Raw genomic sequence first — 15,287 nt, 5'->3', positions numbered from 1 at the left:
CGACGGTGGCAACAATGTCTGTAATTTCTAATACCCCTCACAGAATCGCCGTGTTTTGCGGTGCGCGCGCAGGCGCCCGGCCAGAATACATCGAACTTGCGAGAGAATTCGGCTTCGCACTCGCTCGCCGGGGAGCGGGATTGGTATACGGCGGCGGCAGCGTCGGTGTGATGGGCGCGGTCGCCGAAGCGGCCTTCTCAGGGGGCGTCTCTGTCACTGGCGTCATTCCTCACAAGTTGTTCGAGCGAGAACGTCCTGAAGTCAGTCGAGGTGAAATCTTCGTCGTCCGCACCATGCATGAGCGCAAGGCGCGCATGTACAAGCTTTCGCGCGGGTTCGCCGTCTTACCTGGAGGCATAGGAACATTCGATGAGTTGATGGAGGTGGCGACCTGGAATCAACTAGGGTTCCATCGCAAGCCCATCGTACTGGTTAACCACGGAGGGTTCTTCGACCCGCTAATTGGGTTGCTCAATAACGTCGTGACCGAAGGATTCCTCTCACACGAGGAACTTTCCTGCATAGCTATCGCAATGACTGCCGATGAGGCCCTCGATCAACTCGGGTGCGCTGCCACCCCTATTCCCACGGCAGAGTCTGTACTCGAAGAAGCTCCCCCAGCCCCCCAGCACATCAGCGCGGTATAGCAAGTCGGCGCCCAGTCCATCGCTTTCGCTTTGGAAGTACTGCAGTAAGAAAAGGGAGACATGCCAGAGGAACCATATGCAAGAGAGTACATGGTCGTCCGAAACAATGAGGAACAGCACTCGCTTTGGCCAATAGGCAGAGAGTTGCCTCTAGGGTGGCACGAAGAGGGTAAGCATGGCACTCGAGAGGAATGTCTCGATCATATCGAAAGGATATGGACTGATATGCGTCCGCTGAGCAGTCGCAGACGGTCAGTCCAATGACTGAGGGCTCCAGCTAAAAGGTTCGCACCCCCGTGCCCCGCGGACGGGCAGGGTTTGCATGTCACCCACACGAAAGGGATGGTAGGTGTCTAAAATGAGCAACCGTGCCAATAATTTTCGCCCGACCGTGCATGGCGCTCGTCTGATCGAAGACCTCGCGACATTTGCCTCATTCGGCGGTCGCCAAGACGGAGGCGTGGACAGGGTAGCGGGTTCCCAGGCCGACCTGGAGGCTCGAGAATGGCTGCAGCAGAAAATTTATGAGGCAGGGCTCCTACCTCGAACTGATGAGATAGGGAACGTATTCGGTCGCTCTCCACGCGCTGAATGGCCCCGGTTGCTCACAGGATCCCACACCGACACCGTGCCCGCAGGGGGGCGACTCGATGGAGCCTATGGAGTTATGGCCGCGCTTGAGGTCTTGCGGACGCTTGATGAAGCAAATCACCCATCAGCCAAATATGTAGAGATCGTCGGGTTTTGGGACGAGGAAGGAGTGCGCGACCCTGGCACAGGAGGTCTGGTCGGTTCCACTTTCTTCTGCGAAAAGGGGTACGTGCAGAACTATCAGTCCTATATTGAATTGCACATCGAGCAGGGACCTGCTTTAGAGAGCGCCGACGTCTCGATTGGAGTTGTAGCAGGAATAGTTGGAATCGAACGTTACGCCATCGATGTCACTGGGACGGCAAATCATGCTGGTACAACCGCCATGAACAACCGCGCCGACGCTGGTCTCGCGGCTACAACGATGGCCTCACGCGTGCGAGACACCACAACAGCGTGCAGTGACCGCCTGCGCATAAATGTGGGGTCAATCGAGTTCTTCCCAGGCAGCCCGAATGTAATCCCCGGGCAAGCGCGAATGATCGTCGAAATTCGAGATCCATTCGATTCAGTCTTGCGCGAAGCCGAGCAGAAAATCAGATTGCTGGCCGATGAGACTGCAGCATCAGAAGGCTGCCATGCTTCCGTCCAGAAATTTTCACAAAAGTCGGCAGTACTTTTCGATAAAGGCATTCATCGGGCGATCCGCGAGATAATCCACAACCATGGGGGAGAGTTCCTCGACATGGTCAGCTACGCGGGACACGACGCTAGCGTCATCAGTAAGCATATCCCAACAGGCATGCTTTTCGTGCCAAGCGTCGGAGGTGTCAGCCATTCCCCGGCCGAAAGCACAAGCGATAAACACTTGATCCATGGGTGTCAAGTGTTATTGGACGCTGTGGTGGCACTCTCCAGTGATCGTTCCTGAGCACTCAGCCCTGCGCCTAGCTGCGTACGGTAAGGAAGGTAGTGACTTTGAATACGGGTAGCACTTCCAGCAAACTCACTGAAAACGTTTCAGATTTTCGGAGCGAACTCCATTCCAACCATCCGGTTGGGGGGCGGGATGTGCTCTCGCCGGCGGAGCGCCACCGACTGCTTGTGGAGTTCAATGACACGTATGCGCCGATTTCAGATGATGTCGCGGTACACCGGTTGGTAGAGGCACAGGTTGAGCGGACGCCGGATGCGATGGCAGTCGCCTACGGCACCGAGCGCCTCACATACCGGGAGCTGAACGAGCGGGCGAACCAGTTGGCCCACTACCTGGCCGAGCAGGGCATTGGCTGCGGCAGCCTGATAGCGGTCTTCGTGGAGCGCGGCATTGAAATGATCATTGCGCTGCTGGGTGTGCTGAAGACAGGGGCAGCTTATGTGCCGATGGATCCTGACTACCCCCGACTGCGCCTGGAGTTCATGCTGACGGATACTCAAGCTTCACTGGTCATCACCCAGAGGCGCTTGCAAGAGCGGCTGCCAAGCTTCTACGACAGGTCAATTTGTATCGATGACGCCTGGCCCGCAATTGCCACTGCGCCGACAGAGAATCCCACCCCACAAGCAGGTCCTCGGGACTTGGCCTACATCATTTACACCTCGGGCTCGACCGGCACCCCCAAAGGCGTCATGGTCGAACACCAAGCACTGAGTAACCGCATGCAAGCGATGCGATCCTACTACCAAATCGAGGCAAGCGATCGCACCTTGCAGTTCGCCTCTACGGTATTTGATGCTTCCCTAGAACAAATATTCCCGACCCTCATGTCCGGCGGCATGCTTCTGGTGCGTGAGTCGGCCCTGTGGTCCGCCCGCCAGTTCATCGACTACGTGCGCGAGCAGCAAATCACAGTCGCCGAGCTGACTCCGTCTATGTGGGCGCAAGTAGTTGACTGTATGAGGGGTCAGCACGACTTGGGGGATCAGTTCCGCCTGATGATCCTCGCCGGAGAAGCAGTCCGGGCGGAGAGTGTGGCCGCATGGTTTGCCGTCTCATCGGCCCCGCTCATCAACGGATATGGTCCCACTGAGGCCACTATTACTGCCACAGCATGCACCCTCCACCCAGGCGACAAACAAGCTGCTATTGGCCGTCCCATAGCCAACACCGAAGTATTCGTGGTGGATGAGAACGACCAGCTTGTTCCCATCGGGACACCAGGGGAACTCCTCATCGGCGGAGTAGGTGTTGCCCGCGGCTATCTCAATCGTCCTGAACTGACTGCGAAGTGCTTCACTTCGCACCCTTTCTCTCCTGACACACAGAGGCGTGTATACCGTACCGGGGATATAGTCCGCTGGTTACCGGACGGGCATCTGGAGTTTATCGGCCGAACGGACGACCAGGTGAAGCTTCGAGGCATGCGCATCGAGCTAGGAGAAATTGAATCCCTCCTTGTCAGCCACAATGACGTGACTTCCGCTGTCGCCATCGTCCGTGAAGACACTCCGGGCGACAAGCGCCTCGTTGCCTACTGCCTTCCCAGGGCAGGATCTCAGCCCACTGCGCAAGCCCTCGCGCAATGGTGCCGCGAAGCCCTCCCTCCTTTCATGGTCCCGAACCATATTGTAGTTGTTGATGAATTCCCACTGACCGTCGCCGGAAAGCTAGACCGGCATAATCTCCCGGCGCCATACTTTATGCAAGACCTAGGCGACGCCAGATCCACAGGTCCACTAAGTGACGTCGAGGAGTTGATAGCAGAGATCTGGCAGGAGATCCTAAACATCGACCACATTAAGGTCAACGACAACTTCTTCGCCCTGGGCGGCCACTCGCTGCTCGCCACACAAGTTGTCAACAGGATCGACCTGTTCACTGATGTGCAGATCGATCTCAAGTTCTTCTTCGGGAACCCCACGGTGGCCAGTCTTGCTCGTCACCTCCTTGACCGCTTTGAGATAGGAAACTGAGTGCAGCCGTAACCTCTCGGAACAAAGGACGCAGATACGCGAGCGGCAGGGCAATCGGCAGCGGATAAAAATCAGAGGCCTGACCTTTCCAGCTGGTATGCGGAATTGACCCACAGCCTAGCGGGAACCCATCAGGCTTTCGGTATGTCGAGGGCATGGGAACCAGCGCATTATCGCTGCTATGGGAAGGAGATCAAGTCGGTTGAGCCGCGACTCAGTGCTTTCTGCTGGGCTGGTACTTGGAGGGAGCTATCGCTCACGAGATGACGTGCCAGGCTGCCGATGATACGGCGTCTCCCATCCCCATGGGGCCACCCGCTCCTATCTCGGTGTGCGCCGCCATCGCATGGAGTACTACGCGACGGGCTACGGGCTACAGAGCTGCCGATCCTCTGTGGGCGAGAGGCCACACAGCGCTGGGCCCGCCGGCAACTCGAGGTAGCTCACCACCGGGAAAATGCCGCTGGAATCGTGATCATGCCGATCGTCGACAGACGCGCTATTGGTAATCAGCGATGAAATGCGTTTAAGCGTAGCCAGGCCGGGAGTGAGTGCGGGACAATCAAGGACTAATTTTCGTGCGGTACGAGGTGACACTTCGATTTCGAGGGGCCGTTGAACACCGTCGTAGTCAGACCTGTCTGAGTACCGGGAAAACGACATTGAAGTAAAGGGTTGGAACGGAATGACCAAACGATCAGGCTCGATGTCCTGCAACGCAGGCGGATTCACAGGCCTCACTTCGTGGAACGACACCGCACGTCCATTCCCTGACGACCGCTGCATCCATGACCTATTTGACGAGCAAGCCAAACGCACCCCGTATGCCACGGCTCTCACATCCAGCACCGACGACATGACCTATCGGGGGCTCTGGCAGGCTTCCAACCGTCTGGCAATCCGTCTGCGCAAGGTTGGTGTCGGACCTGATGTCCCCGTGGGCATTTGCGCGGAACGGGGCATCGAACTCGTCATTGGGCTGCTCGGGATCCTGAAGGCGGGTGCCGCGTACGTTCCACTGGACCCTGACTACCCAGATCAGCGCCTTCAGTACGTCCTCGACGACACAGCCTGTCCAGTCATCGTGGCCCAGCACGGAACTTTTGAGAGGATCAAGGGACGCGCGGGCAGCGCCCAAGTTGTAGTTATCGGCGAGGACGAAGTCCTCCAGCAGCCAACCCATGCCGTGGAGAGAACCGCCGGGCCCGATGATCTCGCATACATCATCTACACGTCCGGCTCGACGGGGGCCCCCAAGGGCGTATGTCTCCAGCACAGAGGAGTCGTCAATCGTCTCACCTGGATGCAACGCACCTTCGGACTCGGCACCGACGACGTCGTCCTGCAGAAGACCCCCTTCAGCTTCGACGTATCTGTCTGGGAGATCTTCTGGCCGCTGATGACCGGCGCACGCTTGGTCCTAGCCCAGCCTGGTGGCCACCGTGACCCCTCCTATCTGGTGGATGTCATCGCTCAGGAGAAGGTATCTACGCTGCACTTCGTCCCATCGATGCTCTCCGAGTTTCTTGATACTCCCTCGCTCGCTCAGACCCGCAGCCTCCGACGGGTGATCTGCAGCGGGGAAGTCTTGCCGGCAGCACTGATGAACCGTGCTTGCGATCTCCTGACTGGAACCCTGCACAACCTTTATGGGCCCACAGAAGCATCTATCGACGTCTCCTCTTATGCGTGTCAGCCCGACCCTGCTGCGCTGGACGTTCCGATCGGGGGCCCGATCGACAATACACAGCTGTACGTGCTGGACAACAACCTCGATTCGGTTCCATGCGGGGAGACTGGCCACCTGTACATCAGTGGCGTACAACTCGCCAGGGGCTACTACAAGAAGCCCGGCCTCACTGCGGAGAAGTTCATTCCAAATCCCTTCGGCAAAGGGCGTCTGTACCACACTGGGGATTTGGCCCGCTGGCGGGAAGACGGATTGCTTGACTTCCTGGGAAGGGCCGATCGCCAAGTCAAGATTCGGGGCCAGCGCGTAGAACTCGAGGAGATCGAGGAAACCCTCCTGAAGGTAACGGGCGTACGGGACGCGGCCGTAGTGCTCGCTGAAGTGCCTTCCGGGCATCGGCAGCTCGTGGCCCATATCGTTCCATTTCAAGGGCACGTACTGGACCCGCAACAAGTCAAGAGTTCTTTGAATGAATTTTTTCCTGCTCATATGGTTCCATCCCGAATTGTTCTCCAGGGTAGGTTCCCGCTCACAGCAAGTGGCAAAGTCGACCGGCAGGCCCTGCTGGCGCTCTCGGCATTCCCCGACCGCCCTCAGATACGAACTGCTGCATCAACAAAAACAGAAGCGAGCCTTATTGACATCTGGCAGAGTGTTCTCTGTATCGAGGTTGGCACCGACGAGGACTTCTTCGACCTCGGAGGAGATTCACTCCAGGCCATGCGGATCACAGCGCGTGCCCGCAGCCGTGGCCTCAATCTCTGCGTCTCCGACATTTTCAAACAGCGCACCATTCAGCGACTAGCCGACACCGTCGGCGAGCTGACTCTGCGAGAATCCCCATCTCCGGAAGCAATCAATCTGCACCTCACGGACGCCGGTGTCGTGGCACAACTCCGGACCACCTACACCGACTTCGAGGAGGCGTATGCCCTATCTCCTCTGCAAGTTGGAATGCTATTCCACAGCCTTTTCACCACTGGCTCCACAGACTACTTCGAGCAAGCGATCTTCACCCTCGCAGGTCACATCGAAACACGGGCCTTCGAGAGCGCGTGGCGCCAGATCGCAGAGCGCCACCCAGCGCTCCGGACAACCGTGCACTGGCAGGACGTCCCTCGGCCCCTCCAACTCGTCCATCGAGACGTCGATATCGACATAGTCTGGCTTGACTGGCGTAATCTCGACGACAATGCGATGGAATCCGCCCGTGCCGATCTGCTCGCCCAAGACAAGGCACGCGGATTCCAGCTGGACGCTCGCCCCCCTATCCGCCTGACGATCATGCGCACGAGCGCAAGTGAGGCGGAGGTACTGCTGTCCTTCCATCACATCATCCTAGATGGTTGGAGTTTGTCCATTATCGTCCGCGAGATCGTCGAGATCTACGCGGCAACCCTCGCTGCACGGCCTGGACGTCTAGGCACGCCGCCTCCATTCCGCAGGTACATTCAGTGGATAGCACGCGATGACGAGGCAGCTACCCGGGCTCACTGGTGCAACGCTCTGTCAGGATTCACGGCGCCCACACAACTGCCTGGCGATGACCCGAGTGCCGGGCCGGGTGAGAATGAGGAGCTTACCGTCAGCATCGCCGGTGAGCGAGCCGTTGCCCTGCGTGCATCGTGCCGCAGCGAGGGCATTACCCTGAGCACGATCGTTCACGCCAGCTGGGGGCTGCTGCTTGCACGCTACAGCGGCGACCGTGATGTCGTCTTCGGCTCCACCGTATCCGGCCGCCCTGCCAACCTTCCCGGTATCGAGTCCATCGTCGGCATGTTCATCAATACCTTGCCTATCCGCGTGCGGGTGCCCAGCGATACTCCCATTGGCGACTGGCTGCGAGGGATCCAACAAAATCTGCTCACGGCGCTCGACCACGCCGATGCGGCGCTCGCTGATATCCACAGGTGGAGCGGCATACCGAGCGGACAGTCACTGTTCTCGAGCATCGTGATCTCCCAGAATCACCCAGTCGTGGCCGCTGGCAGTCCACAAGACGGCGCGAGACTCCAGCTTCAGGCGATGTACGAGCAGACCGGATACCCACTAGTCCTCGTCATCGACGAAGAAGAGGAAACCATTCACCTCACGCTGCGCTACCAGCGCGGCCGACTGCAGCCAGCTGGTATGCGCAAGGTCTCCCGGCACCTGGTCCAGGTGCTGACTGCCTTAGCCAGTAATCCTTCTCGGACCGTTGCCACCGTCGGACTCCTCACCCCCACTGAGCAGGCTGAAATCGTCGGGTCGTGGAATGAGACATCAACCGACTGGGACAACGACTTCACAATCGCCCAGCTCATCGAACAGCAGGCCGCGAAGACGCCCACACATACGGCCCTCACATTCGGTGAGGTGTCACTCTCTTATCAGGAGCTGGACCAGAGAGCCAACCAACTGGCCCATTACCTGCGTTCACTTGGTGCGGGATCCGGCCAGCTCGTTGGGGTCCTCTACGAGCGAAGCCTGGAGATGGTAATCACACTGCTCGCAGTGATGAAGACCGGCGCCGGCTACGTTCCACTCGCGCCCGACAACCCCGCAGAGCGCCTTCAATACGTACTGCGAGACGCGCAAATCGAACTTCTCGTAGCCCAGGAACGACTGATGGAGCGCCTGGACCTGAGCCAGGTCAGGGCCTGTGTAACCGAAACTGACTTCGCCCGGATCGCCCAGCACCTCCGAACGCAGCCGGAACGCACCATCGGTCCAGATGATTTGGCCTACGTCATATATACCTCGGGCTCGACGGGCAGGCCCAAGGGCGTCGCCTGCCACCACCGGGGCCTGGTGAACTACCTGCGCTCCTGTATGAAAAACTACGCCTATCGTGGAACGAACGGCGCCCCTCTCTTCTCATCCTTCGGCTTCGACATGATCGTGCCGAATCTGTACACGCCCTTGCTCATGGGCCAGCCGGTACACTTAATTCCCGAAGGCCTGAACCCGGGTGAGCTCGCCGAGCGGCTTGTAGAGAAGAGCCCCTACGCCTTCATCAAGATGACTCCCGGCCACCTAGACCTCCTTGCCAAGCAGCTCACTAAAGCGCAGGCACACAACCTTGCTGGCCTCCTGGCCGTGGGTGCCGACGCCTTCTCTCCGCATACTCTCGCATCCTGGCGAACGCTGGACCCTGACACGCCCGTCCTGAACGAGTACGGGCCCACCGAGGCGTCTGTCGCCAACACCTTTTATGACACCGCAGAGGACAGGGAAGACAATCGGGGAGAACTACTGCCCATCGGGTACCCCATAAAGAACACCACTCTGTACGTCCTCGACGACGACCTGAACCCCCTCCCCGCTGGCGTGCACGGAGAGGTATATATCGGCGGAGTCTGCTGTGCCCGCGGCTATCTCAACAAGCCAGCCCTTACTGCAGAGCGGTTCATTCCGGACCCTTTCACCAAGGCGCTCGGAAGCCGCATGTACCGCACAGGAGATATCGGGTATTGGCTCCCAGGCGGGAACCTGCAGTTTGTGGGCCGCAGTGACCAGCAGGTGAAAATCCGTGGCCACCGTATTGAGCTAGGGGAAGTCGAGCACTGTCTCGACCAGCACCCGAAGGTACGAAAAGTGATCGTGCTCGGGGTTGCGGACGAGACCGCATTTCAGCGCCTCGTCTGCTACTACACACTCCGGGAGACTGGAAAATATATTCCCGACGATGAATTGCATCGATGGGCCAGTGCAACGCTGCCTTCCTACATGGTCCCGTCCGTTTACATTGCGATCGAGGAAATCCCGCTTGATGCCAATGGAAAGGTCAACCGCAAGGCGCTGCCGACCTTGACCACCCGTATCCGCGATGTCAACACTAAGGTTATCGAGCCGCGAAACACGGTCGAAGAAGACCTCTGCACCATTTGGCGCGAGGCACTGCAGATCGATCATATCGGGGTGCACGACAATTTCTTTCAGCTCGGAGGCGACTCCATTCTGACCGTCCAGGTTTGCGCCCGTGCGCGTAGACAGGGGGTCCCTCTAACTCCGAAGCATATCTTTGATCACCCGACGATCGCCTCACTAGCAGCAGAAGTCGGACCGGAGCGTACCGAAGCAGTCCCCGTCCAGCACGTCAGTACGTCCGCAACGGAATCCCTGCCACTCCTGCCCATTCAGCGATGGTTCTTCGCCCAGAAAATGCACGACTGGCATCACTACAACCAATCAAGCCACCTCGAAGCTGACAACGTGGATCCAGCCGCACTGGAGGGCGCGCTCCACGACGTAGTGCAACGTCACGATGCTCTTCGTCTGACGTTCAAGCAGACCGGGGGATTCTGGAACCAATCAGTTGCCCAGACGGAATCTACGGGCATCTTGACGGTGATCGACGTAGAGGACGGCGAATATTCCGAGGTCACGGTGCACAACGTCGCCACGCGAATCCAGTCGTCACTCGATCCACTCGTTGGCCGACTTCTGGCCGCAGGGCTGTTTCGTTTCGGAAGGAGACACCCAGATCGAATCCTGCTTGCCGTCCACCATCTGGCAGTCGACACCTTGTCTTGGCAAACCCTACTAGCGGACCTGTCGACCGCGTACCAGGCAAGAGTAGGAGAAAGGGTACTCGTAGACGACGAGCCAGCCCTGCCGTTCACGCCCTGGGCGCATTGGGTGCACCGCTACGCGCGGAGTGCGGCGGTCGCTGCGCAGGAGGAGCACTGGCGAGCTATCACCGACGGCGCGGAGCGTGTCCCGCACGACTACGGCAGCGGAGACCAGAGCATCGGAGCGGATGGCGCAACTATCGTGCGCAAGCTTAACGTTGACCAAACACGCCGACTCCTGCGTGAGGTGCCGTCAGTATTTCGCATTCGCGTCAAGGAGATCTTGGCGACGGCGCTGTGCCTCACACTCAACGAATGGGCCGACGGTAGCATACGCGTCGACCTTGAAAACCATGGCCGCGACCCCCTGGCCGCAGGTCTGGACATAAGCCGCTGCATCGGATGGTTCACTACCATCCAGCCCGTACGAATCCAGCATCAAAACCTCGGAGCCTCGAACTTTGGTAGCGCGCTGAGCGACGTAAAGGAAAGGCTTAGGAAATTTCCGGACGAGGGGCTTGGGTTCTCAACGCGTTGGCTTGCATCGCTTGCAGAGGAAGACAACTGTTCAGCACAGTCAGTCGCGGATGTAGTCCTCAATTATCACGGCGTGCAGGACCGATTTTCCCCTGGGGACGGCGTTTTCAAGGTGCTGAAATCTTGCTTGGGTGAGGAAAAACCGCCTAGTCAACTCCGGCCGTATACCTTTGAGGTAGAAGCGGAGGTGCGGAATGGAGAACTCGTGGCGAAATGGGGATACTCGCGTACTATGCACAGCGAAAAAACAGTTCGAATTCTCGTCGACGCCTTCCTGCGTCGGATAGAGGAACTCGCACAGTATTGCCTCAACAACCCGGGCGGATACACTCCTTCGGATTTTCCCGTCGCCGATCTCGCTCAGCGAGAGATCGATTATGTGTCGTCAGGGATCGCCGATATTGAGGATATCTATTCCCTCGCGCCCATGCAACAGGGAATGCTCTTCCAGACCCTATTGGCGGCACAGGAGAACGTCTATATGGAACAACAGGTGTACCGTGCCCCTGGAACCGATGCGCTCTGCCTGGAGAAAGCATTCCGTGATGTTGCAGAGCGCCACGCGGCTCTCCGCACCACTTTCGCCTGGCGCAAGCTCTCCGTACCTGTGCAGATAGTGCACCGTCACGCACTCCTCGACGTCCGTCACCAGGACCTGCGCTTGCTCGCAGAGGAGGAGAAAACCACAGCGTGGGAAGTAATTCTGCAGCAGGATCTCGCCGAAGGTTTCGCGCTATCCCAGTCCCCGCCCATCCGTATATCCCTCGTCCATACTCAGGAGACCGAACTCTATGCGGTGCTCAGCTTCCACCATATTCTGATGGATCGATGGAGTATGGCGGTCTTTCTAGAAGAAGTCCAGGCTGCATATGAATCCCTGGTCCGGAACGAGCGGGCTGCCTTCGCTCCCGCAATCCCCTATCGCAGATTTGTGGAATGGGTAAGAAAGCAGGATAGCCTGACCGCGGAATCCTTCTGGCGACGAGAGCTAGCCGACCTGCCGAGAACGGCAAAGATTCCCGCCTTGCGGGAATCCGGAACACAGAGCGGTGCCGCAAGCCTGGAAGTTGAACTCGGCGTAGAACTCGGTGAGAGACTCGCCACATTCTGCACTGATACGGGTGTAACGGCCGCCACCGTCGCGCAGGGTGCCTGGGCGCTGGTGCTTGCCCGGGTAGAAGGAAGTGACGATGTGATATTTGGGTCGACCGTAGCGGGTCGGCCAGTCGACTTGACTGGATCTGAATCTATGGTGGGTTTGTTCATCAATACAATCCCGTCGCGCATTAAGGTCGATCGACATAGTGCAGTCACGCCATGGCTGCGGGATATCCAGAGCAAGCACGCGGCAGCTAGAGAATATTCCTACAACAGTCTCACTGACATTCATGGGTGGAGCAACGTACCGAGAGGGGAGCCCCTCTTTGAGAGTCTTCTAGTCATCGAAAGCCATTCGATTCGCTCACCAAAGAGCGAAAATGCCCGCTTCGTCGAAACGAGGTCATCGGAGAATGTAGGGTTGCCACTCACTATCTGCCTCAAGGAGGGAGAACTCCCCCGGGCTCAGCTTCTGCATGATCTCGGCCGGTGTAGCCGCGAAACAGCCCTGGAGATCCTCAATGAATTCTTCAGTGCGCTAGCGGGGCTTCTCCAGTACCCGGGAAAGACGCTTCTTGGATCCCTCCTGAATCATGCCTCCCTTCACGAACACGACTGAGCGCCAACACCTGGGCGTCTTCGGCTGCATTGAGCCTCTTCGAGCTGGCCACCGCTCAGGTGCCGGCCTATGAAGCGCAACGAGCGAGGCCCCCGAGCGTTGATCGAGATGTCTGACGTCTCAACCACGCTGCTCGGGGGCCTCGGTGGTCATCTGTCCTGCCGCACTCGACCTGCCCCATGCACTCATGGAGTGGGTGACCATGCTCGTCGTCACCCATGAGGGCGACCGGCCCTGCAGGCGTCGCCCGTGTGAATGCGCGATGGTGGCACTGGAGTACGTGCGCGAACACCACCCTGGCGAAGATCGAGGATCTTCCGCAGATCCCGACGTAGCCCAAACCGCATGACGTCAATCGCCAAAGGCATCTTCACCCTGGATCGGCAACACCGAAAATGCTCACTGTGTGGAGGTTGGGGTGCCGGTCGAGTTTCTGACGGACGCGCAAGCCGCCGTGTACGCGACGTACAACGGGGCCGCGTTCCATACGGAGGTGGAGCCGTCCTTCTTCCTAGACTAACGAGCTCGTGCATGGTTGGTGGTGAGACGTCGAGGTCGTGATCGTTGATCATGGTCGTGTGGTGGGGAATGCGACTCGTGCAGTGATCATCAGCAACCGACGGATCACGGGCCTGACGGCCGGGGTGATCGCTGAACTCGTCGCCGAGGTCGGCCCGTTGTGGCACGAGCGCCGCCAGGCCAGGCTTGCCTCCCGGCCGCGGAAGCGGGCCGTGGGCGCTGGCGCGAAACACCAGCTGGTGTTCGTCGACCGGCTCCTGGCCGCTCTCGTCCATCTCCGCCACGGGACCACGCACGACGTGCTGGCCTGCTGGTTCGGCGTGGACCGCTCCACCATCACCCGGGCCATCGGTGAGGTGCGGCCCCTGCTCGCCGAGCGGGGGTGCACCATCGACCCCGACGTGCGGCTGCGAACTTTGGCCGAGGTCATCGACCATCTCGGCGCGACCGGCATGACGGGCATCATCGACGGCACCGAGATCCGGGTCCGCCGCCCGGCTGTCGGTCGCCGGGACCGGGACAAGTTCATCTCCGGCAAGAGCAAGCAGAACGCCGTCAAGGCCATGGTGGTCACGGATGAGGACGGACGGGTGCTGTTCTGCAGCCCGTCCAGACCCGGAAGCTGCGCGGACATCACCCAGGCCCGCCAGTTAGGGCTGGTCAAGCTGCTGGCCGGAGGGCCCGTGGTGGAGATCCTCGCGGATGCCGGCTACCAGGGCCTGGGAGCCCAGACCGGCGGGCGCGTGGTGACACCACCGCACCGCAAGTTCAAGAAGAACGCCCCGGACTGGTACGAGGAGATGCATGAGCGGCAGTGCAAAGCACATTCCTCGCGACGTATCCGGGTCGAGCACGGCATCGCCCACCTGAAGAACTGGCGGGCCCTTGCCCGCCACCTCGGCCGCCGCGAACACATGAGCGACACCGTTCAGGCCATTGCCGGCCTGCTGTCCCATCAGCAGACCGCGGACCTGAACCCGGCACAGCAGGTGTGAACACCGAGCCCTGCCGAAGGCATCGACGTCTCACCACCAACCATGCACGAGCTCGTTAGGGTCTGTTGCGAAAGTTGATCTCGTTCGTTGATGATCATGTCTTGTGGGACGTGGGGATCTGACGAACGGCCAGTGGGCCCGGCTTGGGCCGCTGCTGCCGCGGGGCATCAAGCCGGGCCGTCCGCAGGTGTGGACGCGGCGGCAGCTGATTGACGGCATACGGTGGCGGACCCGCACCGGTGCTCCCTGGCGTGATGTGCCGGAACGGTACGGGCCGTGGGACCGGGTCTATGACCTGTTCCGGCGCTGGCAGCGGGACGGGACGTGGGCGCGGATCGTCACGCAGCTCCAGGCCGAGGCCGACGCGAAGGGCCTGATCACCTGGGACGTGAACGTCGACTCCACGGTCTGCCGTGCCCACCAGCACGCCGCAGGGGCGGCGAAAAGGGGGACCTCCAGAAGGAACCGCCCGGCGGGATCACTGTCGAGCCGGCCGACCACGGACTCGGACGCTCCCGGGGCGGACTGACCAGCAAGGTTCACCTCGCGGTCGAGCAGGGCCAGAAGCCGTTGTGGGTGGTGATCACTGCCGGGCAGCGGGGCGATTCCACTCAGTTCGAGCCTGTTCTGCAAGCGATCCGGGTGCCCAGGCGTGGCCGGGGACGGCCACGCAAGAGGCCGGATCGAGTGCGCGCCGACAAGGCGTACGACTCCCGCAAGAATCGCTCCTACCTGCGCAGACGCGGTATCAAAGCGACGGTCCCGGTCCCTGCGGACCGCGTCCGCAACCGGCAGAAGCGCGGCTCGCGCGGCGGTCGGCCGCCGAGGTTCGACAAGACCGACTACAAGCATCGGCACGCGGTCGAGTGCGGCATCAACCGACTCAAGCGGCACCGCGCGGTCGCCACGAGATACGACAAACTCGCCGTCCGCTACGAAGCAACCGTGCTGGTCGCAGTCCTCAACAAGTGGCTGTGACCAGCACTTTCGCAACAGACCCTAGACGACGCGGGCCGGGAGCTGATCGACGGGAAGCGCAGGCCACGATCGCCTGGGCTTCGCGGCCCCAACTCACTGCCACGCGGTATCTCGAGGCGTTCCTGGACGATTCGACCGATGCGCCAA

The 15,287-nt window shown here is 59.8% G+C and carries 7 protein-coding genes and 1 pseudogene; all 8 read left to right on the top strand.

The genetic code is table 11. The features are described from left to right. Window positions 1-14: 14 nt before the first annotated feature. Window positions 15-647: a TIGR00730 family Rossman fold protein gene (locus STRVI_RS49595; protein WP_106686044.1), complete on the top strand. Its 633-nt coding sequence runs from the start codon at window positions 15-17 to the stop codon at window positions 645-647. A gap of 60 nt (window positions 648-707) precedes the next feature. After that, window positions 708-911 (top strand): MbtH family protein, encoded by a 204-nt coding sequence (locus STRVI_RS49590; RefSeq protein ID WP_078505969.1) that lies wholly within the window; start codon window positions 708-710, stop codon window positions 909-911. 94 nt (window positions 912-1,005) lie between these two features. Continuing rightward, window positions 1,006-2,169: a M20 family metallo-hydrolase gene (locus tag STRVI_RS49585; RefSeq protein ID WP_014043512.1), complete on the top strand. Its 1,164-nt coding sequence runs from the start codon at window positions 1,006-1,008 to the stop codon at window positions 2,167-2,169. Between the two features lie 173 nt (window positions 2,170-2,342). Next, window positions 2,343-4,151, top strand: coding sequence for a non-ribosomal peptide synthetase (locus STRVI_RS43955; protein ID WP_050994149.1), 1,809 nt, complete (start codon window positions 2,343-2,345; stop codon window positions 4,149-4,151). Between the two features lie 706 nt (window positions 4,152-4,857). Continuing rightward, complete coding sequence (locus tag STRVI_RS43950; RefSeq protein WP_167543313.1) at window positions 4,858-12,648, top strand: non-ribosomal peptide synthetase; 7,791 nt, start codon at window positions 4,858-4,860, stop codon at window positions 12,646-12,648. 145 nt (window positions 12,649-12,793) lie between these two features. After that, a pseudogene (locus STRVI_RS49580) lies at window positions 12,794-12,940 on the top strand (IS5/IS1182 family transposase); the annotation flags it as partial. 310 nt (window positions 12,941-13,250) lie between these two features. Next, window positions 13,251-14,162 carry a transposase family protein gene (locus STRVI_RS43945; RefSeq protein WP_014043509.1) on the top strand — a complete coding sequence of 304 codons (912 nt, stop codon included), beginning with the start codon at window positions 13,251-13,253 and terminating at the stop codon, window positions 14,160-14,162. 103 nt (window positions 14,163-14,265) lie between these two features. Beyond that, a protein-coding gene (locus STRVI_RS49575) for an IS5 family transposase (protein WP_435532646.1) occupies window positions 14,266-15,140 on the top strand; the annotation gives its coding sequence in 2 pieces (ribosomal slippage) (window positions 14,266-14,610 and window positions 14,613-15,140; 873 coding nt in all). Window positions 15,141-15,287: the final 147 nt, after the last annotated feature.

It is taken from the genome of Streptomyces violaceusniger Tu 4113 (assembly GCF_000147815.2).
Taxonomy (GTDB): domain Bacteria; phylum Actinomycetota; class Actinomycetes; order Streptomycetales; family Streptomycetaceae; genus Streptomyces; species Streptomyces violaceusniger_A.
Note: the sequence above shows the minus strand (reverse complement) of the source record. Positions and strands in the feature narration are given on the sequence as shown.

Coding starts and splice junctions, on each gene's coding strand:
- STRVI_RS49585 (WP_014043512.1), top strand. CDS start 1,006: ATGAGCAACCGTGCCAATAATTTTCGCCCGACCGTGCATGGCGCTCGT.
- STRVI_RS49590 (WP_078505969.1), top strand. CDS start 708: ATGCCAGAGGAACCATATGCAAGAGAGTACATGGTCGTCCGAAACAAT.
- STRVI_RS49595 (WP_106686044.1), top strand. CDS start 15: ATGTCTGTAATTTCTAATACCCCTCACAGAATCGCCGTGTTTTGCGGT.
- STRVI_RS43950 (WP_167543313.1), top strand. CDS start 4,858: ATGTCCTGCAACGCAGGCGGATTCACAGGCCTCACTTCGTGGAACGAC.